Genomic DNA, 26,821 nt, shown 5'->3' with positions numbered 1-26,821 from the left:
TCATGACAGCATCAGACCGTACTCTTACCACCTCCCTTCCGCTGCGCCGGGGCTCGGAAGGGTTTAACACGAGTCAGGATTATCTGGTGAAAGGACTCATTCCCGCCCGGGCGCTGTGCAGTATTTACGGCCCCGGCGGCTCTTTTAAATCCTTTTTGGCAGTATCGCTGGCGCGCCATATTGCCAGCGGTACGTCATGGGGTGGAAAGCGAGTCAATCAAGGGGCTGTGCTGTTTATCGCCGGAGAAGGAGGAACCGGTGTATCGCGGCGGATCCGCGCCTGGGAACTCAGCGTTAATGACGAGATGGCGCTCGATAACCTGTTTCGCGTCGACTGCCCGATCTTTCCAGCCGCTCCGGGAAGCATCGAGCAGGTGATCCTGGCGGCAAAGGACATTCAGAACATGACCGGAATGCCGGTACGGCTGATCATCCTCGATACGCTGGCCCGCTGTTTTGGTAACTCAGATGAAAACACCGCGCGGGATATGGGCGCATTTATCCAGGGTTGCGACACCATTCGGTATCATACGCGCGCAGCGATGATGATCGTTCATCACTCGGGTAAGGATCAGGAACGGGGCGCACGCGGTTCAAGTGCTTTTCAGGCCGCGCTGGATGCCGAGTTTAATGTCAGGCGTGAGGGACGTCGCAACGCTATCACCCTGAGTTGTACAAAGATGAAAGATGCGGAGATGCCGGAGGTCACCGCCTACGATCTTGAGGAAGTTTTTATCTATACCGATAGTGATGGCGAACCAGTGACCTCGCTGGTACTGAACGACGAACCCCGGCAACCAGACGATGACTTACTGAGTAGTGGCATACCACCCGGCGTTCCTCATATCACCCGCAACCATACGACGTTATGGCGCTGTATTAACCAACGCATCAGCCAGAATAAGCCTTGTACCCGCACGCTCTTGCGCGACGATCTACGGGCTAAGGGAATTAACGTCGAGAAGAAATTTTCGCGCTGGCTGGAGAAGCTGCTGCGCGAGCAACTGATTGTGCTCGATGGAGAACAGATCCGGCTCCCGGCTATGGGGGAATGATGGTGGAACTCGGAATATATGGGGGGATACACTGGCAGGTACTCGACTCCCCCCACATTATTCACCTTTAACAGCGAAAGATGGGGGATGCCCTTTCAACCCGCGCCATTGCTGTGACCATGGAATTCACCTCAGAGAATATGGGGGAGCCAGCCAGGAAAAAGCAGGTGGGGGAATCAACCACAACATCTGTCCCTGATTCTGTGGTCGCTGTAAGAATTACTGAGGTAATTTCTCGTCTCTAAGCCGTCTGATCTCATCCTCTTCAAAAGCATCCCTTAATAGTTGTAGCTGGTCGGCAAGGATGAGAAGCAACGCATAATTCGGGCCGATATCGTCAGGATGCTCAAGCATCACATGCACCAGGACTCGCGAGCGATCGACCAGTTCTCTGGCTGAGGGTTGTTCTACGGTGATTTTCATAGATACCTCCGGCGGAGGCTGGTGCAATGGGAAATTCAGGGACAGGACACATACGCAGCACTCCGCTTCGTGATAAGCAGGTTAACGCCTCCACCGGAGACGCCAGGCTCACTGGTGGTGACCCAGACAGGGTTGGCGTACCGGTTATCACGACCCGGCGCTTCTTTCGAAGCCCCTGCCTGAGCCACCATTGAAGGGGCGAGCGCAGGCCGCGCCAGTAGCACTGCAAACATAGCTACCGACACTCGTGATAATTCGGAACGCCAATTCCGGCTGCGGTTTTGCCGCAACCGAGAAAATATAGCGTCTGAAAATGAAGAAAGCTAGTTTTTAAACTAATGTTGTTTTATAAAATCAATTACCTCAAAAGCCGTACTATATGTTTGCCCGTAGTGATATAGATATCATTTCTCGACGTATTTGCCTTTTCTCTTCTTCGCTCTGTGCAGAAGATAAACCATTTGCCAACATCATCAAGCGATGATCTGTTGCTACTGCAGAATTATAACCAGAAAACTGATAAAACCTGTTTAATGAACAAACATACATTGTATTTTCACCTTTCTTACTTTTTGCTCTATAGAGATATCCGGGTTCAATGACCTCTATATGATCGTCATATTTATCGAAGTGTGGGTGAACGATAAGATATAAGTGAGATTTTGTAGGTAGCGTTTTTTTAGCGACACTAGTCGTTGTTTTTTTATATCCTTTATGACTATTACAATCAGGGCAACAGACACATAAATTCTGTGGGGTAAACATGAAACCAACTTGAGTTTGGCGTGGTATTATATGTTCTATATCCCATTGCCTCCCATTGTTAGTCAAAAATCTTTGTTGGCAATAAGGACAAATATGGTTTTGTTCAGGTATATAAAATTGCTTTATTGACTCTTTAATATCACTAATATCATTATCAGACCATGAATCAGAACAAAACCCCTCTGAGCTTATTTTTGCATTTATCCTTTCCTGAAAATCATTATTATACAAATAAGCATTAGAAATCATTTCAAAGATACCTTGCTCTTAACGATCAAACCAATAAGAAACATGACTGTATCGTTTGGTTCTATGTTTTTAGATATATCTTTAAGCCATAGAACATCATTTATATCTTGTTCACTCAACTTTTCATTGGCCGAAATTTTACTTAAGATATTAACCGCCAGTCTTTTTAAATATTCATTCTCATGCCCAGGAGCTTCCATTAGAGTTGCGAGTTGAAAATCTGCTGACTTATTTATGAAATCTTTAGCATGATATGTTTTCCCATTTTCAAGAGTAGTAATAAAACAGTTATCTTTCTTAAGATTGGATATTATTTGAGGGGAGTGAGTTGCAATAATAAAGTGACATCCTTTCTTATGACTAAAGACATCCATAAGTAACTCAATATAAACCTCCTGCCACTCCGGATGAAGACTTACTTCTGGCTCATCTATCAGTATTAAGGCATTATCTGCAATACAATTAGCAATGCCAAATGTATTTATTAGTAAACACTGCTCACCAGAACTAGCTTCATACAATACAACTTCATCACCTGATTTTTTATACAGATATATATCTCTAATAGATAATAAATTCAATTTCATTAAATATAATATCTCATGCATCACTATCTCAGGTATATTTATCATATTCTCATCAAGAGCATTTATTTCGACATCAAAATACCTTGCCTCAGCACTTGAACGTCTATCTGATGAAGATAAAATATAATCGTTAATGAATAATAATGCATTTCTTATTCTAGATACATCATAATCAGATTGGCTTTTACTTCGCCTATATACACCTGTGTGTGTAAAAATTGGTCTTTCAATTTGGCTTACAAGCTCTTCATCATCGAGTTTAAATAATGTTTTGAAACTAATTCTAGTGCGAAACTCAAGTTTTATTTTAGGCTGATAATTTAAAAAACCCAATATTTTTTCAAATGATTCCCTATCACTTTGTAATAAACTATTAATTTTTGAATATAGAATTTTTTCAATAAAAGCATGAATGGCATTTTTCCGACCTAATTCTTTCAATCCAAAATAATGATAGAATGTATTAACCTCATTTTTGGAGTTATAAAACCTACGCTCTGATGAAAATTTATCAAATGGACTTGTTGATATACATGTCAAAACTGAAGGAAGAAGATACTTACTATCACCACCTACAAACTTACGCCCTTCCAACCGAATCTCATTTTCGACACCATCGTTCACAATGTTAAAAGACATCTTGGTGTTGTTTTTTTCGTTAATATCAAAATCACGCTTTAAATATTTGTTTTCCATTTGAATACTGCATAAACTATTTGCAAGTTTACTTAAAAATATACTTTTGCCAGTCCCATTCCTCCCAATTAAAACTGTGTATTTATTACCTATATCATGAGTTGATTGTGGTACTAGTTCTATTCTCTTATTATCAACAAGAGCACTTTCTATATAAAAACTCATCGTAATTGTCTCACACTTCGATTTTAAATATTTAATCTATACTGCATAATTCATAAAAATTTATCAATAGATATGTATGGTTTACGTCCCACGGTTCACTTTTTATATGTAAATTAACTTTACCGAACTCAAATACTATCAAAAAAATGTTGGCTTAGACATGAGGCACTGAAGCAGTGAGCCTTCCGCTAACATCGCTCCTTCGAATTTTATGCGCACCGCATAAAACAAAGCAGTATCCTGCTTTTGTGTCCTTGAATGTGCCCATAGCCATGTTTTCAAGGCAATGTATCGCTGATAGATTAACGAGTTAGCACGACTTTCCAGCTTCTGTATTGAACGTTATGTTGCCCGGTGGCGCGATGCTTACCGGGCCTACAAACCCCGTAAGCCGGATAAGGCGTTTATGCTGCCATCCGACAGCAATGATTTCCCATGCGGAAATCACTGTTGTCCAAATGGCAACTCGTCTCGCGCAACGTCGTCCCGTATTCTTAGCGCCACACTTTTCGTGAGGCCGCTATGAAACGTTTTCTACTGTGTAGTTTTGCCCTGGTTTTACTCTATCCTGCCGGTATTGATATGTATCTGGTCGGTTTACCGCGTATAGCCGCCGATCTGAACGCCAGCGAGGCGCAGTTGCATATCGCCTTCTCCGTTTACCTGGCCGGAATGGCGACGGCCATGCTGTTTGCCGGGAAGATAGCCGACCAGTCAGGCCGCAAGCCGGTCGCGATCGTCGGCGCGCTCGTCTTTATGATAGCCTCACTGCTTTGTTCACGGGCGTCGGAAGGCTCGCTATTTCTGAGTGGGCGTTTTCTTCAGGGGGTAGGAGCAGGCGGCTGCTATGTGGTGGCGTTCGCCATTCTGCGCGACACGCTCGACGAGCATCGTCGGGCGAAAGTGCTGTCATTATTGAATGGGATTACCTGTATTGTGCCGGTACTCGCCCCGGTGATGGGGCATTTGATTATGCTTCGTTTCCCCTGGCAAAGTCTGTTCTATACGATGTCCGCGATGGGCATTATTGTGGGCCTGTTATCACTGTTTATCCTGCGCGAGACGCGCCCGGCAAGGCTGGCTCCACGCGATTTATCACGATCGTCGCCCGCCGCCGAGTCGCTGGTTAACCGTTTTTTCGTCAGTCGACTGGCGATCACCACCCTTAGCGTGTCGGTGATCCTGACCTTCGTCAATGCCTCTCCAGTGCTGCTGATGGAGGTGATGGGATTTAGCCGTGGCGACTATGCCATTACCATGGCGCTCACCGCAGGCGTCAGCATGGTCGTCTCTTTTTCTACCCCTTTTGCGCTTGGGTTATTTAAGCCGCGAACCTTAATGCTCGTCTCACAGGGGCTGTTTTTGACGGCTGGCGTGACGTTAAGCCTTGCTCATACCAATACCGTCACGCTCTTTGGCCTGACGCTTATCTGCGCCGGATTCTCGGTTGGTTTTGGCGTCGCGATGAGCCAGGCGCTGGGGCCGTTTTCGCTGCGCGCCGGAGTGGCCAGTTCCACGCTGGGTATCGCGCAGGTTTGCGGTTCATCACTGTGGATTTGGCTGGCGGCAATACTCGGTATCAGCGCGATGAATATGCTGATCGGGATTCTGATTGGTTGTAGCATAGTGAGTATTCTGCTGATCTTCTCCGTCGCGCCCAACAGGTCCGTAGCCGAGCATGAAGAAATCCCTTACCAATCTCGATCTTAATCTGCTGTTATGCCTACAGTTACTCATGCAGGAGCGCAGCGTCACTAAAGCTGCAAAACGGATGAACGTAACGCCCTCTGCGGTCAGCAAATCGCTGGCGAAACTCCGGGCATGGTTTGACGATCCGCTGTTCGTCAATACGCCGCTGGGTCTGGCGCCGACGCCGCTGATGGTCAGTATGGAGCAAAGTCTGGCGGACTGGATGCAGATGGGGAATCAACTGCTTGATAAGCCGCATCATCAAACGCCGCGCGGTTTAAAATTTGAGTTGGCGGCAGAGTCGCCGCTGATGATGATTATGTTTAATTCACTGTCGCAGCAGATTTATCAACGCTATCCGCAGGCTACCATTAAGGTTCGCAACTGGGATTATGACTCACTGGAGGCGATTACGCGTGGGGAAGTCGATATCGGATTTACCGGACGCGAAAGCCATCCCCGCTCGCGAGAATTGCTCAGTCTGTTGCCGCTCGCGATTGATTTTGAGGTGTTGTTTAGCGATTTGCCGTGGGTCTGGCTGCGGGAAGATCATCCGGCGCTGCGCGAAGCGTGGGATCTGGACACATTTCTGCGCTACCCGCATATCAGTATTTGCTGGGAGCAAAGCGATACCTGGGCGCTGGATGATGTCCTGCAAGAAATGGGACGCAAACGCCATATCGCGTTGAGCCTGCCGGGGTTCGAGCAGTCGCTCTTTATGGCCGCCCAGCCGGATCACACCCTGATAGCAACCGCGCCGCGCTATTGCCAGCACTACAATCAGCTCCACCAGCTACCGTTAGTGGCGCGCCCCCTGCCTTTTGATGCGCAACAGCGGGAAAAGCTGTTGGTGCCGTTTACCCTATTATGGCACAAACGTAATAGTCATAATCCCAAGATTGTGTGGCTACGACAGGCTATCAACACGCTCTGCCGTCGCCTTATCTGACCACCTGCGTTGATAAATTAACCTTCCTCTTACCAGAAATGTCACCGTCTGATTAAAGAACGTTCTGAAATTGAATTTTTAGCGCGTAAAACCTGTCCATAATTTACGTTAATGTTACTCTCGTCATTATCACGGCCCATTAATCACGGAGCGAAAAATGGCGACTCACTTTGCCAGAGGGATACTTACGGAGGGACAGTTGGTTTCAATTCGTCTCTCTTCGTCTTGCCATATTGAAGCCAGAAACCTGCCTGCTCACCGACGAACGCGTTTTCTCGCCTCCAGAGGCCTTCTTGCCGAACTGATGTTTATGCTGTACGGAATTAGCGAGCTGCCGGAAATCATTATTCAGGCGAAAGGTAAACCCGCGTTTCGTGACAAAAATCTGCCAGGTTTTTCTATCTCCTACGCCGGAAATATGGTTGGCGTGGCGTTGACCACCGAAGGAGAGTGCGGGCTGGATATGGAATTACAGCGCACCTCCCGCGGCTTTCACCATCCGCATTCGCTCGAACGCCACCCTTTCTCCCGTAATGAAAACTTATGGGTAGCCAATCAAAACGATCCCAACGAAGCGCGAGCGCAACTCATCACATTGCGCCAGAGCGTGTTAAAACTCACCGGCGATGTCATGAATGACGATCCGCGGGAGCTGCAACTTTTACCCGTTGCCGGACGCCTGAAGTGCGCGCATGTCACACAGCTTGAAGCCGTATGCGATGCGGAAGATGTGCTGGTATGGTCCGTAACCGTTACGCCAGCGATAGAAAAATTAAAAGTGTGGGAGTTCGATGGCAAACTGGGCTGGAAAAGCCTGCCCGATATCCAGACGCGCGCCAATGAGCCAACCGGGCGTCTGATGCGATTCGCCCAACTCCCCGCCGCCAAATCGTATACGCTTAATCGTTCATAATGAAAAAGGGGCACGTATGTCTGAAACGCTGAATGTGGTTACATTGCTGGGAAGTTTACGCAAAGGTTCCTTTAACGGGATGGTGGCGCGTACTCTGCCTAAAGTCGCGCCGACAGGAATGACGGTATCGCCGCTGCCTTCGATCGGGGATATTCCGCTGTATGACGCCGATATCCAGCAGGAAGAGGGATTTCCAGCCAGCGTAGAGGCGCTGGCGGAGCAGATTCGCAACGCCGACGGCGTCGTCATTGTGACGCCGGAATATAACTATTCCGTTCCCGGCGGCCTGAAGAATGCCATCGACTGGCTATCCCGTCTGCCTGAGCAGCCGCTGGCGGGTAAACCCGTTCTTATCCAGACCAGTTCAATGGGGGCGATTGGCGGCGCGCGCTGCCAGTATCATCTGCGCCAGATTCTGGTGTTCCTTGATGCAATGGTGATGAATAAACCGGAATTTATGGGCGGCGTGATTCAGAATAAAGTCGACCCGCAACTGGGCGAAGTGATTGAGCAGGGAACGTTAGATCATTTGACCGGTCAGTTGACCGCATTTGGCGAGTATATTCAGCGCGTTAAAGCGTAAGTTCGTTAAAAACCCTCCCCCCGATGGGGCGAGGGTTCATTTCATCAGTGTGCGTCAATAAACACAATCTTCAGCACGAATAACAGCGCGACAATCACTACGCACGGGCTAAGGTCGCGCAGGCGACCGGTACCGATTTTCATCACGCAGTAAGAGATAAAGCCCAGCGCGATACCTTCGGTGATCGAAAAGCTAAACGGCATCATTACCGCCGTAATAAACGCCGGGACCGATTCGGTTAAATCCTGCCAGTTTACCCGCGCCAGGCTGGAGGTCATCAGCACGCCGACGTAAATCAGCGCGCCCGCCGCCGCGTAAGGCGGCACCATGCCCGCCAGCGGCGACAGGAAGATAACCAGCAGGAACAAAATACCGACCACCACCGCCGTCAAACCGGTGCGACCGCCCACCGAAACGCCAGAAGAGGATTCAATATAAGCGGTCACAGAAGAGGTTCCGACAAATGCGCCAGTGACAGAAGAGATACTATCAACAAACAGCGCCTGCTTCATGCGCGGGAATTTGCCTTTCTCATCCGCCAGGCCGGCTTTATCGGTCACGCCAATCAGCGTACCGGAGGAGTCAAACAGGTTTACCAACATAAAGGAGAAAATAACCCCCGCCAGGCCAAGATTGAACGAGCCTGCCAAATCGACATGCCCTACCACGCTGGTGACGCTTGGCGGCGCGGAGACAATGCCGTTGTAGTGCACATCGCCCATCATCCAGCCAAGCAGCGTCGTGACGATGATGGACACCAGCACCGCCGCATGAATGTTGCGCGAAGCGAGAATCGCAATAATAAAGAATCCGAGAACCCCCAGCAGCACGCTGTGCGAGGTCAGGTTGCCGATGCTGACCAGCGTTTCTGGATTGGCGACAATCACGCCGGCGTTTTTTAGCCCCATCATGCCGATAAACAGGCCGATGCCGCTGGTGATGCCCACGCGCAGGCTGACCGGAATGTTGGCGATCATCCAGTAACGCACGCGGAAGATAGTCAGCAATAAAAGACCAACAGCGCCCCAGAAAATGGCGCCCATGCCTACCTGCCACGGCAGTCCCATTGCCTGCACAACCACGAAGGCAAAGAACGCATTCAGCCCCATCGCGGGCGCCAGCGCCACCGGCAGGTTAGCGAACAGACCCATCAGAATACTGCCAAAGGCCGCAATCAGACAGGTGGTCACAAAGACGGCGCTGGTGTCCATGCCAGCTACGCCCAGAATTTGCGGGTTAACAAAAACGATATAAACCATCGTCAGGAAAGTGGTAAAACCGGCGATCACTTCGGTTCGTGCCGTCGTGCCATGTTCACGCAGTTTAAACACGCGTTCCAGCATACCCTGACCAGAAGCCTGGGTGGTGTGTTGTTGACTCATTATCAATTTCCGGAGAAAGGAGGGAAAATTCGCCGTTATCCTATACCAAAATGCGACACCTGGCGCAGTTGTGTGGTAATTTTTTTCACTCAATTTGTTAGTACGGCAACGATTGCGTCCCCTCATTCAGCATTACGTAAACGTTAAACTTGTTAAAATGGAAATGACATGTCCCAAATCGAAGCGGTGTTTTTTGACTGTGACGGCACGCTGGTCGACAGTGAAGTGATTTGCTCGCGCGCCTATGTCACTATGTTCCGGCAGTTCGGCATTACGCTTGAGCTCACGGAAGTATTCAGACGCTTTAAAGGCGTAAAGCTCTACGAAATTATCGATACCATCAGTAAAGAGCATGGCGTTGCGCTGGCAAAGGCGGAGCTGGAGCCGGTGTATCGCGCCGAGGTTGCGCGCCTGTTCGATACCGAACTGGAAGCGATCGCGGGCGCAAATACCCTGCTGGAGAGCATTAAGACGCCCATGTGCGTGGTATCCAACGGGCCGGTCAGTAAGATGCAGCATTCGCTGGGTAAACTGGGCATGTTGCATCATTTTCCCGATTTGCTGTTTAGCGGTTACGATATTCAACGCTGGAAGCCCGATCCGGCGCTGATGCTCCATGCGGCGAACGCCATGAAGGTCAATGTTGAGAAGTGTATTCTGGTGGATGATTCCAGCGCAGGCGCGCAGTCAGGAATTGCAGCGGGAATGGAAGTGTTTTATTTCTGCGCCGATCCGCATAACAAGCCGATCGATCACCCTAACGTGACGACGTTTACCGATTTGGCGCAGTTGCCGGGATTGTGGAAAGCGCGCGGGTGGGAGATTACGCGTTAACTGAAATGCCGGATGGCGCTGACGCTTATCCGGCCTACAGCATCTGTACCTGTAGGCCCGGTAAGCGCAGCGCCACCGGGCAAAAGAATGAGATTTACTCTTTCGGATCTTTCCCCGCCAGCAGTTTATCCAGCTCATCTCCGCCCACGTGACGGAAATCCTGCCCCTTCACGAAGTAGAAGATGTATTCGCAAATATTCTGGCAACGGTCACCGATACGCTCGATAGAGCGCGCGCAGAATAACGCGGTCAGCACGCTGGGAATGGTGCGCGAGTCTTCCATCATGTAGGTCATCAGCTGACGCACGATGCCTTCATATTCCTGGTCAACTTTCTTGTCTTCACGGTAGATACGCACCGCTTCGTCGAGATCCATCCGCGCGAACGCATCCAGCACGTCGTGTAGCATCTGCACGGTGTGGCGACCCAGCGACTCCAGGCTGACCAGCAGTGGCTGGTGCTGCTGGGAGAATTTCTCCAGCGCGGTACGGCAGATTTTATCCGCCACGTCGCCAATGCGCTCCAGTTCGGCGATGGTTTTGATAATCGCCATTACCAGGCGCAGGTCACTCGCCGTCGGCTGGCGCTTGGCGATAATACGCACACAGGCTTCATCGATGGCGACTTCCATCATATTAACCTGATGGTCGCCTTCTACCACGCGCTTCGCCAGCTCGCTGTCCTGGTTGTGCATGGCGGTGATAGCGTCAGAAAGCTGCTGCTCCACCATGCCGCCCATGGTCATTACCTGAGTGCGGATGCTTTCCAGTTCTGCGTTGAACTGGCCGGAAATATGTTTATTAAGGTTCAGACTGTCCATTACGCACTCCTGAATTAACCGTAACGACCGGTGATATAGTCTTCTGTTTGTTTCTTCGCGGGCTTGGTGAACAGATCGTCCGTGTTGCTGAACTCAATCAACTCGCCCAGGTACATAAACGCCGTATGATCGGAACAACGTGCCGCCTGCTGCATGTTGTGGGTCACGATCACCACGGTGTAATCCTGTTTCAGCTCGGTGATCAGCTCTTCAATCCGCCCGGTAGAGATCGGGTCCAGAGCTGAACATGGCTCATCCAGCAGCAGCACTTCCGGGCGAATGGCGATACCGCGCGCAATGCACAGGCGCTGCTGCTGACCACCGGAGAGAGAGTACCCGCTCTGGTGCAGTTTATCTTTGGTTTCGTTCCATAATGCGGCCTTGGTCAAGGCCCACTGCACGCGTTCGTCCATATCGGCGCGAGACAGCTTCTCAAACAGACGCACGCCAAAGGCGATATTGTCATAGATGGACATCGGGAACGGCGTCGGCTTCTGGAATACCATCCCCACTTTTGCGCGCAGCAGCGCGATATCCTGGGTGTTGGTGAGAATATTGTCGCCATCCAGCAGAATTTCACCTTCCGCGCGCTGCTCCGGATAAAGCGAATACATTTTATTGAAGGTACGCAGTAGCGTTGATTTACCGCAGCCGGATGGCCCGATAAATGCCGTTACCTGATTCTTCGCGATATCCAGATTAATGTTCTTCAGGGCATGGAATTTGCCGTAGTAGAAGTTCAAATCACGAACCTGAATCTTACTCGGGGCAGTTTCAACCATACTCATTTCACTCTTTTCCTCATCATGCCTGATGGCGCTTCGCTTATCAGGCCTACATATATGTCAACCGTAGGCCGGATAAGGCGTTTACGCCGCCATCCGGCAAGGTATTAAACTTAACCGTGTTTCTTCTTGGCGAAAATCACGCGCGCCAGAATATTCAGCAGCAGTACGCACAGGGTAATAATCAGCACGCCCGCCCAGGCTAATTGTTGCCATTCGGCAAACGGACTCATCGCGAATTTAAAAATGGTCACCGGCAGGTTGGCGATCGGCTGCATCATGTCGGTGCTCCAGAACTGGTTGGAGAGCGCGGTAAACAACAATGGCGCCGTTTCGCCGGCAATACGCGCAATAGCCAGCAGGATACCGGTCATAATGCCGGAGATAGAGGCTTTCAGCGTAATCGCGGAGATCATCTTCCACTTCGGCGTACCCAGCGCATAAGCGGCTTCACGCAGGCTATCCGGCACCAATTTGAGCATGTTTTCAGTGGTACGGATAACGATCGGCACCTGCAACAGCGCCAGCGCAATCACCCCAGCCCAACCAGAGAAGTGCTGCATCTGCGCCACCACGATGGTGTAAACAAACAGCCCCACAACAATTGACGGCGCGGAAAGCAGAATGTCGTTAATAAAGCGAATAATTTCCGCCAGCCAGGATTTACGGCCATATTCCGCCAGATAGATCCCGGCCATAATCCCCAGCGGCGTACCCAATACGGTAGCCCAGAGAATCAATAATCCACTCCCTGCCAGGGCGTTCGCCAGCCCGCCGCCCGCCGTGTTCGGCGGCGGCGTCATTTCGGTAAACAGCGCCAGCGACATACCATCAATGCCGCGCGTGATGGTGGACATCAAAATCCAGATCAGCCAGAACAGGCCAAATGCCATCGTCGCCATTGAGAGCGTTAGTGCGATACGGTTCTTCATGCGGCGACGCGCCTGCATCTTGCGACGGGATTCCGCGAGCTGCGCGGTGTTCTGCATATCAAGCGTAGCCATTAACGTGCTCCCTCGTTCTTCGCCAGACGCATAATCATGAACTTAGACGCCGCCAGGACGATAAAGGTGATCACAAACAGAATCAGCCCCAGTTCCATCAACGCTGCCACGTGCAGACCCGATTCCGCCTCAGCGAATTCGTTCGCCAGTGCGGAAGTGATGCTGTTGCCCGGCATATACAGCGACGCGCTGTCGAGCTGGTAGGTGTTGCCGATGATAAAAGTGACCGCCATCGTTTCACCCAGAGCACGGCCCAGTCCCAGCATAATGCCGCCGATCACGCCATTTTTGGTGAACGGTAGCACGATGCGCCAGATAACTTCCCAGGTAGTGCAGCCGATACCGTAAGCGGACTCTTTCATCATTACCGGCGTTTGCTCGAAGACGTCGCGCATAACCGCCGCAATGTAGGGGATGATCATGATGGCGAGGATGACGCCCGCCGCCAGAATGCCGATACCAAACGCCGGGCCGGAGAACAGCGCGCCGACAAAAGGAATGTTGGAAAGAATATTGCCGACCGGCTCCTGGAAGTACGTCGCAAACAGCGGCGCGAAGATAAACAGCCCCCACATGCCGTACACGATACTGGGAATTGCCGCCAGCAGTTCAATGGCGATGCCGAGCGGACGCTTTAGCCAGCCTGGCGCCAGCTCGGTTAAAAACAGGGCAATGCCGAAACTGACCGGAACGGCGATCAGCAGGGCGATAAAGGAGGTCACCAGCGTGCCGTAAATGGGCACCAGCGCGCCGTAGATATCGTTTGGCGCGTCCCATTCCTTAGTCCAAAGAAATGAGAAACCAAATTTCTGGATACTTGGCCAGGAGGAGATGATCAATGAGACGATAATACCGCCCAACATCAATAGCACAATCAGCGCAGCCAGTTTTACCAGCGCGCTGAAAATCATGTCGCCTTTTTTACCCGGCGGGTTAAAAGCAGGCTTGGTTGCAGCCATAAATTACTCTTTCCATTAAACGCGTTTTACGACGTTGCCCCTGCCGGATGGCGCTACGCTTATCCGGCCTACAACGTGGGCCTGCGGTCGAAACCGTAGGGCGGATAAGCGTAGCGCCATCCGCCAATTCGTTAATTAATACAGCGCCTTACCGTTGCTGTCTTTTATACTGGTCTTCCAGGCAGTACGAACCTGCTCAACGACGTTATCCGGCAGGCTGGCGTAGTCCAGATCATTCGCCTGTTTAGCGCCATTTTTGTAGGCCCAGTCGAAGAACTTCAGCACTTCAGCACCCTGCTCAGGTTTCTTCTGCGCTTTGTGGACCAGGATAAAGGTGGTGGAGGTGATTGGCCACACATCGTCACCTTTCTGGTTGGTCAGATCCTGCGCGAAGGTTTTGCTCCAGTCTGCGCCTTTCGCCGCATTAGAGAAGCTCTCTTCCGTCGGGCTTACCGGTTTGCCGTCGGCAGAAACCAGTTTGGTGTAGGCCAGGTTGTTCTGCTTGGCATACGCATACTCAACGTAGCCAATAGCGCCTGGCAGACGCTGTACAAATGCCGCGATGCCGTCGTTACCTTTACCGCCCAGGCCGGTTGGCCAGTTCACGGTAGAACCCGCGCCCACTTTCGATTTCCACTCGTCGTTGACTTTCGCCAGGTAACTGGTGAACACGAAGGAGGTACCGGAACCGTCAGCGCGACGCACCACAGCGATGTTCTGAGAAGGCAGCTTCACGCCTGGGTTCAATTTGGTGATGGCTTCATCATCCCACTTCTTGATTTTACCGAGGTAGATGTCACCCAGCGTTTTACCATCCAGCACCAGTTCGCCGGATTTGAGGCCTGGAATATTCACCGCCAGCACCACGCCGCCGATCACAGTCGGAAACTGGAACAGGCCTTCCTGATTCAGTTTTTCGTCAGACAGCGGCGCATCGGAAGCGCCAAAATCAACGGTATTCGCGGTGATTTGTTTCACGCCGCCGGAAGAGCCTATCCCCTGGTAATTAACTTTGTTACCGGTTTCTTTCTGGTAGGTATCCGCCCATTTGGCATACACCGGCGCAGGAAACGTTGCACCGGCACCTGTCAGGCTTGCTGCTGCAAAGGCAGAGAACGCGCTCATCGATAAGGTCGCGGCGACAACAGTTGCGACAGTGGTACGCATAACTTTCATAATGTCTCCTGCACGGTTTCGGTAAATCATTGTTTGAGTTGCTACGATGAGCAAAATAGGACAAATTGATGACAGTTATATGTCTTGATTATGACGGTTTGATGACAATGGAAATAAAAAAGCTGGCCCGGGGAGACACCAGACCAGCCTGCAGGGGGAGATGAATTAGACTGTTTGCGCAACCGCAGACGGTTTCAACAGCGCGTACATCAGGCCGCAGGCAATAGTGCCCAGGGCAATAGAGAGCAGATATTGCATCACATGTTCTACCGCATGTGGGATCGCCAGGACAAAGAGGCCGCCGTGTGGCGCCATCAGTGTACAACCGAAATACATGGATAGTCCCCCGGCGATTGCGCCACCGACCATCGTGGAAGGGATGACGCGCATCGGGTCACGCGCGGCGAAGGGAATCGCCCCTTCAGAGATAAAGCACAGCCCCAGGATAAAGGATGCGTTACCCGCTTCATGCTCAGCGGCATTGAATTTCGCTCTGGCCGCCCAGGTTGCGACGCCCATTCCTAATGCCGGTACCATCCCTGCCGCCATAATGGCCGCCATTGGCATATAAGAATGAGAAGCCAGTAAACCGACGCCGAAGGTATACGCAGCTTTATTCACCGGCCCGCCAAGGTCAAAACCTTGCATTGCGCCCAGCAACATTCCCAGCAAGATAGCATTCGTAGAGGTCATATTCCCCAGGAACGTCGTCAACCCTTCCATCACCGCAGAAACGGGGCCACCCACCACGTAAATCATGATTAGGCCGGTAATCAGCGTAGACAGTAGCGGCAGAACCAGCACAGGTTTAAGCGCTTCCATCGACGCCGGCAGCTTAATATTTTGCGCCAGAAACCGTACGCTGTAACCGGCCAGAAAACCGGCCACAATCCCACCCAGGAAACCAGCGCCGCACAGGCTGGCCAACATCCCGCCAATAAGCCCCGGGGCCAGACCCGGACGATCGGCAATTGAGAAGGCAATAAACCCAGCCAGTACCGGCACCATCAGCGCAAAGGCCGCCTTACCGCCGATTTGAAATAACGCAGCCGCCAGCGTGTCCGGCTCGTTGAAGGCCTGGATACCGAAGACAAAAGAGAGCGCGATACACAATCCTCCCGCCACCACCAAAGGAAGCATATGGGATACGCCGGTCATTAAATGCTTATAAACGCCGGGTAGCTCTGTTTTACCAGCTGAAGAAGGGCGCCCGGCACTCCCCTGATAGACCTCGGCGCTATTGAAAGCATTATCCATTTCCTGCGCACTCTTTTTTAGCGCCGCGCCGGTACTGGTGCGATAGAGTCTTTTGCCAACAAAGCCTGACAGATCCAGTTCAATATCCGCCGCGATAATCACCACATCCGCCTGCGCTATCTCTTCCGTGGTCAGCGTGTTCTTCGCCCCGACGGAACCACGGGTTTCAACCTTGATCCAGTCACCACGCTTGCGGGCTTCAATTTCCAACGCTTCTGCCGCCATAAAGGTATGGGCGACGCCCGTCGGACAGGCCGTCACAGCAACAATTTTTTTAGTCATAGTAGGGTACCCTGTTCTTTTAATTTAAAGAAAAAGCGGGAAAAAATGTTACAGGCGTGACCAGGCCGCGGCTTTCTGGAACAGCGCGTCATCCGGGCGAATCCCGGTATAAAGGACAAATTGCTCCACGGCCTGAATAGCAAACACTTCGGAACCGGTAATCACGGTTTTACCGCGTTCACGGGCGTAGCGGATCAGCGGCGTGACGGGCGGTAGCGCCACCACATCAAAGATAACGCTTGCCTTATCCACTTCCTGTTCGGAATAAGAAAGTTTGTCGGCATCATTACCGCCAGCCATTCCGATAGGCGTGGCGTTAATTAACAAATCAGCTTCAATACCGTCGGTATCCGGGCGCCATTCATAGCCATAGAGTTCGGCCAGTTGTTTACCTGACGCTTCATCAATCGCGACAATATAACCACGGGTAAACCCCGCATCCTTCAGCGCGCAGGCCACCGCCTTTGCCATACCACCGCTGCCACGCAAAGCAAACACCAGGTCGGGAGAGACCTTGTAATTCGCCAGCAAGCGAGCTATTGCAATGTAATCGGTGTTGTACGCCTTCAGATGGCCATTGGTATTCACAATGGTATTAACTGAGTGAATGGCCTGAGCGGAAGCATCCAGTTCATCCACCAGCGGAATGCAGGCTTCTTTAAATGGCATAGAGATCGCGCACCCACGGATCCCCAGACCGCGCACGCCGCTAATGGCCTGCGTAAGATCGGTCGGCGAGAAAGCTTTGTAGAGATAATTGAGATCCAGCGCTTCGTACAGATAGTTGTGAAAGCGTGTACCGAAGTTACTTGGGCGTGCCGCCAGGGACATGCAGACCTGAGTGTCTTTATTAATGCGCTTTGTCATGATGAATCCTCATAGAAGTTGCGATAGAGAAAATCATCGGCTAAAAAGGGGATATTAAAAATTGCTCATTCCCGTTCGGGAAATTTCACCTTTTATGACAACCCGGCACACTGAACAAAAATATTTAAAGCTACTCCAGCACTATGGCGACAAGCCTGTTAGCGTGACATTACAGGAGCTGGCGGATGTGTTGTTCTGCACCCGGCGGCATATGCGTAATCTGTTGCTTCAGATGCAGGAGGCAAAGTGGCTCATCTGGCAATCACAGGCCGGACGTGGGCATCGCGCCCGGCTTCACCTGCGCTATAAACCAGAACAGCTGTTAAGCGAAAAGGCGGAGCAGTTGCTGGAGTCTGGTCATGTTGATCAGGCCATTCAACTGCTGGGTAAAAATAAGCACCAGGTGGCGCAACTGTTGCGTTCAAAGCTGGGCTATAGCGTGCGGGCAGACTATCAGCGGCTGTGCATCCCCTATTACCGGACAATGCCGTCGCTGTGCCCCGGCATACCGTTGCGTCGCTCTGAGCAGCATCTGGTCAGGCAGATTTTTAGCGGCCTGACGCGCATAAATGAGGAAAAAGGTGAAATCGAAGCCGATCTTGCCCACCACTGGCGGCAGATTGATCCACTGCGCTGGCGTTTTTATCTGCGCCCCGCCGTCCTCTGGCATGATGGTCAGGAGCTGACGATCGACGCGGTTATCGCTTCACTGACCCGCAGCGCTAAGCTGCCGTTGTTCTCGCACTTGCAGACCATTCAGGCCACCGGGCCGCTGAGTCTTGAAATTACGCTGGCGCACCCGGATAACCGACTGCCGCTGCTGCTCAGTCATATTGATGCCATGATCCTACCGCCTGATCATACACAACGCGCTGATTTCCCGGCACATCCTGTGGGGACTGGCCCTTATGAGGTGGTGGAAAACAATGGCTTTCATCTGCAAATGAAGGCCTTTGACCACTACTTTGGTCTGCGCGGGCTGCTGGATGAAGTGGAGGTCTTTATCTGGCCGAATTTAACGGAGACAGACAACCTGGCGGAATCGCTGTCGGATAACGACACGGCAGCCTGGCTCAGCTCCAGCCTGAGCGATGAGGATTACGTTTCCGGACGGCTTAGCCAGGTAGCGGGCAAACCTTCTGACAACCTGCGCGAGATGTTTCTTGAGCGTGGAGGCTATTTTTTATTATGCGACAGCCGCTCCCCGCACTGGCATACCGCCGAACATCGCCGCTGGCTGCGGGAAACACTCAGCCCTTACGCCATACTCCAGCATCTGAGTGAGGCAATTCGCCCCTTCTGGGTACCGGGCGGCAGCCTGCTGTCCTCCTGGTTTCATACTATTGAGGCGGGCCCGGCCTGTTCACCTTTTATCTCGTCGTCGCCCTACGCGAAACTGCGTCTGGCCTATCACGATCAGCACCCTGAATTTCCAATGCTTCTGGATATCATGCAAAAGATCATGCGCCAGCAGGGCATTTTACTTGAGGGCGTTGCACTGAATTATGATGACTGGGCAAGCGGCAAGGCCGAGGTTGATCTCTGGCTGGGGACAGTTAATTTCCCCATTCCCGAAGAGTGGAACGTCGGTACATGGCTGCTGGGCTCCCCTTTACTGCGCCACGCCATCAGCGGTGGGGATGATGCGCTGCTGGCCCAATGGGAAACCCAGTGGCATGCCGAAACAATCAGCGCGGAACAACTGGTCAGGGAAACCACCCGTTCAGGCTGGCTACAACCGCTTTTTCACCACTGGATGCGACTCAAAGGCCCCGACCGGGCCAGGGGGATCCACCTGAATAACCTGGGGTGGTTTGATTTCCGATCCACCTGGATTGAGCCAGGGCCTTAAAGAAGAGAATGTGACCGGGTGCCCGTAGCGCAGGCAGGCGTAGCACCTCTTAGTCGCTCTTCAGCCACCATATAGAGAAAGAACAGCGCCTGTCACGGCGCACAAAAAAAGGCCGTCTATCGACAGCCTTTTTTCTGGTACAACATTTGTACTTACTCTACCGTCACCGATTTCGCCAGGTTACGCGGCTGGTCAACGTCGGTGCCTTTAATCAGCGCCACGTGATACGCCAGCAGTTGCAGCGGAACGGTGTAGAAGATAGGCGCGATCACTTCTTCTACATGCGGCATCTCAATGATGTGCATGTTGTCGCTGCTCACAAAACCCGCATCCTGGTCGGCGAAGACGTACAACTGACCGCCACGCGCGCGAACTTCTTCGATGTTGGATTTCAGTTTCTCCAACAGTTCGTTGTTCGGCGCCACCACAATCACCGGCATATCGGCGTCAATCAGCGCCAACGGCCCGTGTTTCAGCTCGCCTGCAGCATAGGCTTCCGCGTGAATGTAAGAGATCTCTTTCAGCTTCAGCGCGCCTTCGAGCGCAATCGGATATTGATCGCCACGCCCCAGGAACAGCGCATGGTGTTTGTCAGAGAAATCTTCCGCCAGGGCTTCAATACGTTTGTCCTGCGACAGCATCTGCTCAATACGGCTCGGCAGCGCCTGCAGACCATGCACGATATCATGCTCAATGGACGCATCCAGACCTTTCAGGCGAGACAGTTTCGCCACCAGCATCAACAGCACGGTTAACTGGGTGGTGAAGGCTTTGGTAGATGCTACGCCAATTTCCGTACCCGCGTTGGTCATCAGCGCCAGATCGGATTCACGTACCAGCGAAGAGCCCGGCACGTTACAAATGGCGAGCGATCCGAGGTAGCCCAATTCTTTGGATAAACGCAGGCCCGCTAAGGTATCTGCCGTTTCGCCAGACTGGGAGAGTGTGATCATCAGGCTATTACGGCGCACGGCAGATTTGCGATAGCGGAATTCAGAGGCGATTTCAACGTCGCACGGAATACCTGCCAGCGATTCAAACCAGTAACGGGAAACCATACCGGAGTTGTAAGACGTACCGCAGGCGAGGATCTGAATATGCTCAACCTTTGACAGCAGTTCGTCGGCGTTCGGTCCCAGCTCGCTTAAATCCACCTGACCGTGGCTGATGCGCCCGGTAAGGGTGTTTTTGATCGCGTTCGGCTGTTCGTAGATTTCTTTCTGCATGTAGTGGCGGTAAATACCTTTATCGCCCGCGTCATATTGCAGATTAGATTCGATATCCTGACGTTTTACTTCCGCGCCGGTGTTATCGAAGATATTTACCGAACGGCGAGTGATTTCAGCGATATCGCCCTCTTCAAGGAAGATAAAGCGACGAGTCACTGGCAACAGCGCCAGCTGGTCAGAAGCGATAAAGTTTTCGCCCATACCCAGGCCAATCACCAGCGGGCTACCAGAACGTGCCGCCAGTAGGGTATCCGGGTGACGGGTATCCATGATCACCGTACCATATGCGCCACGCAGTTGCGGGATAGCACGCAGAACAGCCTCACGCAGAGTACCGCCCTGTTTCAGTTCCCAGTTTACCAGGTGTGCAATCACTTCGGTGTCGGTTTCAGAAACGAAGGTATAGCCACGCGCTTTTAACGCTTCACGCAGCGGTTCATGGTTTTCGATGATGCCGTTATGCACCACCACAATGTGTTCAGAAACATGCGGATGCGCGTTAGCTTCTGAAGGTTCACCGTGCGTCGCCCAGCGAGTGTGAGCAATACCGGTGCCGCCATGCAGAGGATGTTCTTCCGCTGCCTGAGCCAGCATCTGGACTTTACCGAGGCGACGCAGGCGGGTCATATGACCTTCTGCATCCACCACGGCCAGACCGGCAGAGTCATATCCGCGGTATTCCAGACGACGTAAACCTTCGAGAAGGATTTCAGCTACATCACGCTGCGCGATAGCGCCAACAATTCCACACATAGTTTTATTTCCTGATTATGGCATTACGCCATGCGTTGTCGCTGACCTGTATGCCCGTCGTTGCGGGCGCCCCGAGCCTTGTAGAGAGTGGGGTTATTTTTATAAGTACTGCTCATGGAGCGGAGGATTATTTTATCCTCTCATCTCCGGTCTGCCGGATGGCGCTGACGCTTATCCGGCCTACAAAATCACTTTTTCTTCACCGGACGCTGCCAGCCTTGCTTATGCACCTGCGGCACGCGGCTTAATACCAGTTCATTGTCAGCTACGTTACGGGTGACGGTAGTCCCTGCGGCGATGGTGGCCCCTTTACCAACAGTAACCGGCGCCACCAGTTGGGTATCGGAGCCGACAAACACATCGTCGCCAATAACCGTTTTGAATTTGTTCGCGCCATCATAGTTACAGGTGATGGTCCCCGCGCCGATATTCACGTTGTCGCCAATTTCCGCATCGCCCAGGTAGGTCAGATGACCGGCCTTAGAACCTTTACCCAGACGCGCTTTTTTCATTTCAACAAAATTGCCGACGTGAGCGCCCGCTAACAGCTCCGCGCCGGGACGCAGGCGAGCAAACGGGCCGATGGTGCAGGCCGCCTCCAGATGCGCATCTTCCACCACGCTGTATGGGCTAATTTCGCAGTCATCGCCAATAACGCTGTTTTTAATAATGCAGCCCGCGCCGATCTTCACGCGGTGACCGAACGTCACGTTACCTTCGATGATAACGTTAGCGTCAATTTCCACATCACGCCCGTGAACCAGATTACCGCGCAGATCAAAACGTGCCGGATCACGAAGCATCACCCCTGCCAGCAGCAGTTTCTCCGCCTGTTCGGCCTGGTAAATACGCTCCAGACGAGAAAGCTGTAGACGGTTATTCACGCCGTCCGTTTCGCTGATGCGAGCCGGATGCACCGCGGCGATTTCCCGTCCTTCATGATAAGCCAGCGCAATGATATCAGTGATGTAATATTCACCCTGCGCATTATTGTTAGTCAGCTTAGACAACCAGCGTTTCAGGTCCGCGCCGTTGGCGATCAGAATACCGGTGTTAATTTCCTGGATCTGACGCTGTTCATCAGTGGCGTCTTTATGTTCAACGATGCCGGTCACTTTACCGTTTTCACGCGTAATACGGCCATAGCCGCTCGGATCGTCCAGCTTCACGGTTAATAACCCAATACCACCCTGCGGTTTGGCATCGCGCAGGCGCTGTAAGGTTTCAACCGAAATCAGCGGCACGTCGCCGTAAAGCATTAAAATATCTTCATCGTCGCTAAAGAAGGGCGCGGCCTGCTGCATTGCGTGACCTGTTCCCAACTGTTCCGCCTGAAGCACCCAGTTCAGCTTGTCATCTTTCAGGGTCTGTTTTAACAACTCACCACCGTGGCCATAGACCAGATGAACCTGTGCGGCCCCTAATTTAGTTGCTGCATCAATGACATGCTGCACCATGGGTTTACCCGCCAGCGTGTGCAGCACTTTAGGAATATCGGAATACATGCGCGTGCCTTTACCTGCGGCAAGGATCACTACGCTCATAGCACTATTTAACATACGCGTCCTGACTGTAATTTGAGAACGAATTTATACTGTTTCACGTTGAAAATACTACATTTTTTTCATCGTAAAATGGAAGAAGGATAAAACGCTCACCGGGATAACATCCCCGCCTGCTAATGAATCATTTTCGTTCATTACCGCGCCTCTTGTCTCCTGAAAAGTAAAAATACCCGCGTATTGGCAACGTAGTCCGATGTTTTTGCTGTTTTTTTACTCCATAAATAAAGAAGATAACGTAATAAAGCGCAGGGGAGTCAGAAAAGCAAAAACCAGCGACAGAGGCCGCTGGTTTTCCGTTGCGCGTATTTTTTACTTAATTACGCGACATAAAAATCCGCAAAATATACCAGAACATGGTCGCGATAGAAGCAAACAGATGTAATGCCGCGCCAGCAGGGCGATCGGTAGGGTAATGGTGAATAATGTTAGAAGTGTCGTAAAGTATAAACCCGGCGCACAGCAGTACCATTAGCGCAGAAAACCAGACGCCCAGCGAGAAGCCGCAGATGACGCTGGCAATAATCGCGCCAAAAGCAATGAACCCAGCCATAGTCAGAAACGAGCGCAGAAAAGAAAAGTCTTTTTTTATGGAAAAAGCGGTAAACGTCAGGCCGCCGACCAGCAACAGAGTCGTTATTGCCGCCGCGCCAATACTCGACGGGTTAATATACGCCGCCACCGTTAACAAGGGGGCAAAAATCAGGGATTCTGCCAACACATAAATCCCCAGCCCGATAAGTTGCGTTTGATTAGTCCCCGCATTATCCGCCAGACGGGTCGCCAGCATTCCCACCAGCATAAAAGCGCCGAGAACAACCAACCAGCTATATCTTCCACCAGCCAGCAGCACATCAAGCGCATACTCCCCGACCCCTATAAAACTCCACGCCGCGCTCAACACGATAAAACCGACGATGGCGACGGCGAGATGAAGATAAGCGCGACGAATAAAGGTAGTACGATCAATCCTTGAGTCGGGTTGTGGACCCGCAAAGGATGGCTGAAATGACATAGTAATAATCCCTCATTTTATGCAATAAAAACGCATCCATTCCTTCCTTCTTCGCACAATGTGCAGATGCCAATGCCAGAAAGAAGGATTTAATGAAAACAGCGCTGTCGCTGAAAACGCGTCGCCTTCAGCCGCTTGTTTTTGTCGTTGCTAGTTTATCGAATAAAAATTGAGAGGATAAAAAAAACCAGTCCGCAATCAGACTGGTTTTATGCTTTCAAGCCGGTGTTACATCGCTTTTTTGGTCAACTCGATAACGCGCAGTTTAGCGATCGCTTTGGCCAGTTCCGCAGACGCCTGAGCGTAATCCACGTCACCGTGCGAGCTCTTAATGTGCTCTTCGGCTTTACGCTTCGCTTCCAGGGCTCGCGCTTCGTCGAGATCCTGACCGCGAATCGCGGTATCCGCCAGAACGGTCACGCTGCCAGGCTGCACTTCCAGAATGCCGCCGGACAGATAGATAAACTCTTCATGACCGTGCTGCTTAACGATGCGAATCATACCAGGCTTAATGGCGGTGAGCAGCGGCGCGTGCCCCGGGTAAATCCCCAGTTCGCCTTCGCTACCCGTAACCTGGATTTTCTCGACCAGACCGGAGAACATTTGTTGCTCCGCGCTGACGACATCCAGGTGGTAAGTCATTGCCATATCACCCTCCGATTAAGGCGTTAAAGTTTTTTGGCTTTTTCCACGGCTTCGTCGATGGAACCGACCATGTAGAACGCCTGCTCCGGCAGGTGATCGTATTCGCCTTCCATAATGCCTTTAAAGCCACGGATGGTGTCTTTCAGGGAAACGTATTTGCCCGGAGAACCGGTAAATACTTCCGCCACGAAGAACGGCTGGGACAGGAAGCGCTGAATTTTACGCGCGCGAGCTACCACCAGTTTATCTTCTTCAGACAGTTCATCCATACCGAGGATGGCGATGATGTCTTTCAGTTCCTGATAACGCTGCAGGATGGACTGAACGCCACGCGCGGTGTCGTAGTGTTCCTGACCAACAACCAGCGGATCCAGCTGACGGCTGGTGGAGTCCAGCGGGTCAACGGCCGGGTAGATACCCAGGGATGCGATCTGACGGCTCAGTACCACGGTTGCATCTAAGTGCGCAAAGGTGGTGGCTGGAGACGGGTCAGTCAAGTCATCCGCCGGTACGTATACCGCCTGTACGGAGGTGATAGAACCGGTTTTGGTGGAGGTGATACGTTCCTGCAGAACGCCCATCTCTTCAGCCAGAGTCGGCTGGTAACCTACTGCGGAAGGCATACGGCCCAGCAGTGCGGATACTTCCGTACCGGCCAGGGTGTAACGATAGATGTTATCGACGAACAGCAGTACGTCACGACCTTCGTCACGGAATTTCTCCGCCATGGTCAGGCCGGTCAGTGCAACGCGCAGACGGTTTCCCGGCGGCTCGTTCATCTGGCCATACACCAGGGATACTTTATCGATAACGTTGGAGTCGGTCATTTCGTGGTAGAAGTCGTTACCCTCACGAGTACGTTCACCTACGCCCGCAAACACTGAGTAACCGGAGTGCTCGATCGCGATGTTACGAATAAGCTCCATCATGTTTACGGTTTTACCTACACCCGCACCACCGAACAGACCGACTTTACCGCCCTTCGCGAACGGACACATCAGGTCGATAACTTTGATACCGGTTTCCAGCAGTTCCTGAGAGTTTGACAACTCTTCGTAGGAAGGCGCTGCGCGGTGAATCGCCCAACGCTCTTCTTCGCCGATCTCGCCTTTCATGTCGACCGGTTCGCCCAGGACGTTCATGATACGACCCAGCGTGGCTTTACCTACCGGGACTTCGATCGGGTGTTCGAGATCTTTTACATCCAGACCGCGACGCAGACCGTCAGAAGACCCCATCGCGATGGTACGCACAATACCGCCGCCAAGCTGCTGCTGAACTTCCAGCACCAGCTTCTCATTACCATTCTGCACCTCAAGGGCATCGTACACGCGTGGTACGGCATCCTGAGGGAACTCGACGTCGACCACGGCGCCGATTACCTGGACAATCTTTCCAGTAGCCATCTTAAATCCTCTACGAAATAACCTGGTTAAACCGCGGCGGCCCCCGAGACGATCTCGGTGAGTTCCTGAGTAATGCTGGCCTGACGAGCTTTGTTGTATACCAACTGCAGCTCTTTAATCAGGCTGCCGCCATTATCGGTTGCGGCTTTCATCGCCACCATTCGTGCGGCCTGCTCGCTGGCCAGGTTTTCTACCACGCCCTGATAAACCTGAGACTCCACATAACGACGCAGGAGAGTATCCAGCAGCGCTTTTGGGTCTGGTTCATACAGGTAATCCCAGGCTTTACGCTTCAGATCATCATCTTCTGACGCCGGCAACGGCAGCAGTTGAGTGATCGTCGGCACCTGAGACATGGTGTTAATAAATTTGTTGCTGACAATGTAAAGCTTGTCCAGACGGCCTTCGTCGTAGGCCTGCAACATCACTTTAACCGGACCGATCAGTTCGGACAGAGAAGGGTTATCCCCCATACCTGTCACCTGAGCGACAACGTTGCCGCCTACGGAATTAAAGAATGACACGCCCTTAGAGCCGATCATTGCGAGTTCGCACTGAACGCCTTTATCGGACCATGCCTTCATATCCGCCAGCAGCTTTTTGAACAGGTTAATGTTCAAGCCACCGCACAAACCACGGTCGGTCGACACTACCAGGTAGCCCACGCGCTTAACGTCGCGCTCTTCCAGGTAGGGGTGCTTATATTCCAGATTACCGTTCGCAAGGTGACCAATCACTTTGCGCATGGTCTCTGCATAAGGACGGCTGGCCGCCATGCGATCCTGCGATTTACGCATTTTGGAAGCGGCGACCATCTCCATCGCTTTAGTGATCTTTTGCGTGTTCTGGACGCTTGCGATCTTACTACGTATCTCTTTTGCGCCGGCCATGAGCTTCTCCTCAATGCCTTACGGCCTGC

24 protein-coding genes and 1 pseudogene are annotated in these 26,821 nt (G+C 51.8%); 7 read left to right on the top strand and 18 right to left on the bottom strand.

Going from position 1 to position 26,821, the window contains the following annotated elements:
- The first annotated feature begins 2 nt into the window (after positions 1-2).
- Entirely contained in the window at positions 3-1,055 is a 1,053-nt protein-coding gene (locus tag OLG56_RS22100; protein WP_061377476.1) for a helicase RepA family protein, read from the top strand.
- A 219-nt stretch (positions 1,056-1,274) separates the two neighbouring features.
- On the opposite strand, the gene OLG56_RS22095 is transcribed toward OLG56_RS22100, so the two are convergent.
- The 4 genes and pseudogenes from OLG56_RS22095 to OLG56_RS22080 all read right to left on the bottom strand — a co-directional run bounded on the left by OLG56_RS22095 (position 1,275) and on the right by OLG56_RS22080 (position 3,940).
- A complete protein-coding gene (locus OLG56_RS22095; RefSeq protein WP_015959185.1) occupies positions 1,275-1,478 on the bottom strand; it encodes a hypothetical protein in 204 nt (67 codons plus the stop codon).
- A gap of 83 nt (positions 1,479-1,561) precedes the next feature.
- Positions 1,562-1,681, bottom strand: a pseudogene (locus tag OLG56_RS22250) (ash family protein); the annotation flags it as partial.
- Between the two features lie 172 nt (positions 1,682-1,853).
- Positions 1,854-2,492, bottom strand: coding sequence for an HNH endonuclease (locus tag OLG56_RS22085; RefSeq protein WP_047084753.1), 639 nt, complete (start codon positions 2,490-2,492; stop codon positions 1,854-1,856).
- Positions 2,489-3,940: an AAA family ATPase gene (locus tag OLG56_RS22080; protein WP_061377477.1), complete on the bottom strand. Its 1,452-nt coding sequence runs from the start codon at positions 3,938-3,940 to the stop codon at positions 2,489-2,491. The genes OLG56_RS22085 and OLG56_RS22080 overlap by 4 nt, the downstream gene beginning before the upstream one ends.
- Positions 3,941-4,462: 522 nt before the next feature.
- On the opposite strand from OLG56_RS22080, the gene OLG56_RS22075 reads away from it, so the two are divergent.
- The 4 genes from OLG56_RS22075 to OLG56_RS22060 all read left to right on the top strand — a co-directional run bounded on the left by OLG56_RS22075 (position 4,463) and on the right by OLG56_RS22060 (position 8,074).
- A complete protein-coding gene (locus OLG56_RS22075; RefSeq protein WP_061377478.1) occupies positions 4,463-5,650 on the top strand; it encodes an MFS transporter in 1,188 nt (395 codons plus the stop codon).
- Positions 5,619-6,578 carry an HTH-type transcriptional regulator YidZ gene (yidZ, locus tag OLG56_RS22070; RefSeq protein ID WP_000749364.1) on the top strand — a complete coding sequence of 320 codons (960 nt, stop codon included), beginning with the start codon at positions 5,619-5,621 and terminating at the stop codon, positions 6,576-6,578. Before OLG56_RS22075 ends, yidZ begins: the two co-directional genes overlap by 32 nt.
- 157 nt (positions 6,579-6,735) lie before the next feature.
- Positions 6,736-7,491: a 4'-phosphopantetheinyl transferase family protein gene (locus tag OLG56_RS22065; protein WP_000190678.1), complete on the top strand. Its 756-nt coding sequence runs from the start codon at positions 6,736-6,738 to the stop codon at positions 7,489-7,491.
- 16 nt (positions 7,492-7,507) lie between these two features.
- Complete coding sequence (locus OLG56_RS22060; RefSeq protein WP_000005236.1) at positions 7,508-8,074, top strand: NADPH-dependent FMN reductase; 567 nt, start codon at positions 7,508-7,510, stop codon at positions 8,072-8,074.
- A gap of 44 nt (positions 8,075-8,118) precedes the next feature.
- Here the strand turns inward: OLG56_RS22060 and adeP are convergent, their stop codons facing one another.
- Positions 8,119-9,456, bottom strand: coding sequence for an adenine permease AdeP (gene adeP / locus OLG56_RS22055; RefSeq protein ID WP_001519317.1), 1,338 nt, complete (start codon positions 9,454-9,456; stop codon positions 8,119-8,121).
- Between the two features lie 168 nt (positions 9,457-9,624).
- On the opposite strand from adeP, the gene yieH reads away from it, so the two are divergent.
- On the top strand, positions 9,625-10,290 hold the full coding sequence (gene yieH / locus OLG56_RS22050) for a 6-phosphogluconate phosphatase (protein WP_000078081.1): 666 nt from the start codon (positions 9,625-9,627) through the stop codon (positions 10,288-10,290).
- 94 nt (positions 10,291-10,384) lie between these two features.
- On the opposite strand, the gene phoU is transcribed toward yieH, so the two are convergent.
- The 7 genes from phoU to OLG56_RS22015 all read right to left on the bottom strand — a co-directional run bounded on the left by phoU (position 10,385) and on the right by OLG56_RS22015 (position 17,440).
- A complete protein-coding gene (phoU, locus tag OLG56_RS22045) occupies positions 10,385-11,110 on the bottom strand; it encodes a phosphate signaling complex protein PhoU (RefSeq protein ID WP_000377800.1) in 726 nt (241 codons plus the stop codon).
- A gap of 14 nt (positions 11,111-11,124) precedes the next feature.
- Positions 11,125-11,898 carry a phosphate ABC transporter ATP-binding protein PstB gene (gene pstB, locus OLG56_RS22040; RefSeq protein ID WP_000063118.1) on the bottom strand — a complete coding sequence of 258 codons (774 nt, stop codon included), beginning with the start codon at positions 11,896-11,898 and terminating at the stop codon, positions 11,125-11,127.
- A gap of 110 nt (positions 11,899-12,008) precedes the next feature.
- Positions 12,009-12,899, bottom strand: a complete 891-nt coding sequence (pstA, locus tag OLG56_RS22035) for a phosphate ABC transporter permease PstA (RefSeq protein WP_000212196.1) — start codon at positions 12,897-12,899, stop codon at positions 12,009-12,011.
- Complete coding sequence (gene pstC / locus OLG56_RS22030) at positions 12,899-13,858, bottom strand: phosphate ABC transporter permease PstC (protein ID WP_000741630.1); 960 nt, start codon at positions 13,856-13,858, stop codon at positions 12,899-12,901. Before pstC ends, pstA begins: the two co-directional genes overlap by 1 nt.
- 135 nt (positions 13,859-13,993) lie before the next feature.
- The gene (gene pstS / locus OLG56_RS22025) at positions 13,994-15,034 is read right to left on the bottom strand and encodes a phosphate ABC transporter substrate-binding protein PstS (protein WP_000867131.1); all 1,041 of its coding nucleotides are present in this window, start codon (positions 15,032-15,034) and stop codon (positions 13,994-13,996) included.
- 165 nt (positions 15,035-15,199) lie between these two features.
- Positions 15,200-16,573: a fructose-specific PTS transporter subunit EIIC gene (locus OLG56_RS22020; RefSeq protein ID WP_072275000.1), complete on the bottom strand. Its 1,374-nt coding sequence runs from the start codon at positions 16,571-16,573 to the stop codon at positions 15,200-15,202.
- Positions 16,574-16,621: 48 nt separating this feature from the next.
- On the bottom strand, positions 16,622-17,440 hold the full coding sequence (locus OLG56_RS22015; RefSeq protein WP_000166709.1) for a shikimate 5-dehydrogenase: 819 nt from the start codon (positions 17,438-17,440) through the stop codon (positions 16,622-16,624).
- 94 nt (positions 17,441-17,534) lie between these two features.
- On the opposite strand from OLG56_RS22015, the gene OLG56_RS22010 reads away from it, so the two are divergent.
- Entirely contained in the window at positions 17,535-19,292 is a 1,758-nt protein-coding gene (locus tag OLG56_RS22010; protein WP_000213169.1) for an SgrR family transcriptional regulator, read from the top strand.
- A gap of 152 nt (positions 19,293-19,444) precedes the next feature.
- Here the strand turns inward: OLG56_RS22010 and glmS are convergent, their stop codons facing one another.
- The 6 genes from glmS to atpG form a co-directional block, all read right to left on the bottom strand.
- Positions 19,445-21,274, bottom strand: coding sequence for a glutamine--fructose-6-phosphate transaminase (isomerizing) (gene glmS / locus OLG56_RS22005; RefSeq protein ID WP_000334064.1), 1,830 nt, complete (start codon positions 21,272-21,274; stop codon positions 19,445-19,447).
- Positions 21,275-21,462: 188 nt separating this feature from the next.
- On the bottom strand, positions 21,463-22,833 hold the full coding sequence (gene glmU, locus OLG56_RS22000) for a bifunctional UDP-N-acetylglucosamine diphosphorylase/glucosamine-1-phosphate N-acetyltransferase GlmU (protein ID WP_061377479.1): 1,371 nt from the start codon (positions 22,831-22,833) through the stop codon (positions 21,463-21,465).
- Positions 22,834-23,152: 319 nt separating this feature from the next.
- Entirely contained in the window at positions 23,153-23,851 is a 699-nt protein-coding gene (locus OLG56_RS21995; RefSeq protein WP_000009908.1) for a Bax inhibitor-1/YccA family protein, read from the bottom strand.
- A gap of 228 nt (positions 23,852-24,079) precedes the next feature.
- A complete protein-coding gene (locus tag OLG56_RS21990; protein WP_001251971.1) occupies positions 24,080-24,499 on the bottom strand; it encodes a F0F1 ATP synthase subunit epsilon in 420 nt (139 codons plus the stop codon).
- A 20-nt stretch (positions 24,500-24,519) separates the two neighbouring features.
- Positions 24,520-25,902: a F0F1 ATP synthase subunit beta gene (gene atpD, locus OLG56_RS21985; protein WP_000190499.1), complete on the bottom strand. Its 1,383-nt coding sequence runs from the start codon at positions 25,900-25,902 to the stop codon at positions 24,520-24,522.
- Between the two features lie 26 nt (positions 25,903-25,928).
- Complete coding sequence (gene atpG, locus OLG56_RS21980; RefSeq protein ID WP_000896506.1) at positions 25,929-26,792, bottom strand: F0F1 ATP synthase subunit gamma; 864 nt, start codon at positions 26,790-26,792, stop codon at positions 25,929-25,931.
- Between the last annotated feature and the right edge of the window lie 29 nt (positions 26,793-26,821).

This window comes from Salmonella sp. 2018103 (genome assembly GCF_026247685.1).
Lineage (GTDB): Bacteria > Pseudomonadota > Gammaproteobacteria > Enterobacterales > Enterobacteriaceae > Salmonella > Salmonella enterica.
The sequence above is the reverse complement of the archived record's forward strand: the minus strand, read 5'-3'. Positions and strand labels throughout refer to the sequence as shown.

Bases quoted from the DNA above. Each gene is read 5' to 3' on its own strand.
- OLG56_RS22020 (WP_072275000.1), bottom strand. From the start codon at position 16,573: ATGACTAAAAAAATTGTTGCTGTGACGGCCTGTCCGACGGGCGTCGCC.
- OLG56_RS22075 (WP_061377478.1), top strand. From the start codon at position 4,463: ATGAAACGTTTTCTACTGTGTAGTTTTGCCCTGGTTTTACTCTATCCT.
- OLG56_RS21990 (WP_001251971.1), bottom strand. From the start codon at position 24,499: ATGGCAATGACTTACCACCTGGATGTCGTCAGCGCGGAGCAACAAATG.
- adeP (WP_001519317.1), bottom strand. From the start codon at position 9,456: ATGAGTCAACAACACACCACCCAGGCTTCTGGTCAGGGTATGCTGGAA.
- OLG56_RS22080 (WP_061377477.1), bottom strand. From the start codon at position 3,940: ATGAGTTTTTATATAGAAAGTGCTCTTGTTGATAATAAGAGAATAGAA.
- pstA (WP_000212196.1), bottom strand. From the start codon at position 12,899: ATGGCTACGCTTGATATGCAGAACACCGCGCAGCTCGCGGAATCCCGT.
- OLG56_RS22095 (WP_015959185.1), bottom strand. From the start codon at position 1,478: ATGAAAATCACCGTAGAACAACCCTCAGCCAGAGAACTGGTCGATCGC.
- OLG56_RS22010 (WP_000213169.1), top strand. From the start codon at position 17,535: ATGACAACCCGGCACACTGAACAAAAATATTTAAAGCTACTCCAGCAC.
- glmS (WP_000334064.1), bottom strand. From the start codon at position 21,274: ATGTGTGGAATTGTTGGCGCTATCGCGCAGCGTGATGTAGCTGAAATC.
- OLG56_RS22065 (WP_000190678.1), top strand. From the start codon at position 6,736: ATGGCGACTCACTTTGCCAGAGGGATACTTACGGAGGGACAGTTGGTT.
- OLG56_RS22015 (WP_000166709.1), bottom strand. From the start codon at position 17,440: ATGACAAAGCGCATTAATAAAGACACTCAGGTCTGCATGTCCCTGGCG.
- atpG (WP_000896506.1), bottom strand. From the start codon at position 26,792: ATGGCCGGCGCAAAAGAGATACGTAGTAAGATCGCAAGCGTCCAGAAC.
- atpD (WP_000190499.1), bottom strand. From the start codon at position 25,902: ATGGCTACTGGAAAGATTGTCCAGGTAATCGGCGCCGTGGTCGACGTC.
- OLG56_RS22060 (WP_000005236.1), top strand. From the start codon at position 7,508: ATGTCTGAAACGCTGAATGTGGTTACATTGCTGGGAAGTTTACGCAAA.
- pstS (WP_000867131.1), bottom strand. From the start codon at position 15,034: ATGAAAGTTATGCGTACCACTGTCGCAACTGTTGTCGCCGCGACCTTA.
- pstB (WP_000063118.1), bottom strand. From the start codon at position 11,898: ATGAGTATGGTTGAAACTGCCCCGAGTAAGATTCAGGTTCGTGATTTG.
- OLG56_RS22085 (WP_047084753.1), bottom strand. From the start codon at position 2,492: ATGATTTCTAATGCTTATTTGTATAATAATGATTTTCAGGAAAGGATA.
- phoU (WP_000377800.1), bottom strand. From the start codon at position 11,110: ATGGACAGTCTGAACCTTAATAAACATATTTCCGGCCAGTTCAACGCA.
- yidZ (WP_000749364.1), top strand. From the start codon at position 5,619: ATGAAGAAATCCCTTACCAATCTCGATCTTAATCTGCTGTTATGCCTA.
- glmU (WP_061377479.1), bottom strand. From the start codon at position 22,833: ATGTTAAATAGTGCTATGAGCGTAGTGATCCTTGCCGCAGGTAAAGGC.
- OLG56_RS21995 (WP_000009908.1), bottom strand. From the start codon at position 23,851: ATGTCATTTCAGCCATCCTTTGCGGGTCCACAACCCGACTCAAGGATT.
- yieH (WP_000078081.1), top strand. From the start codon at position 9,625: ATGTCCCAAATCGAAGCGGTGTTTTTTGACTGTGACGGCACGCTGGTC.
- OLG56_RS22100 (WP_061377476.1), top strand. From the start codon at position 3: ATGACAGCATCAGACCGTACTCTTACCACCTCCCTTCCGCTGCGCCGG.
- pstC (WP_000741630.1), bottom strand. From the start codon at position 13,858: ATGGCTGCAACCAAGCCTGCTTTTAACCCGCCGGGTAAAAAAGGCGAC.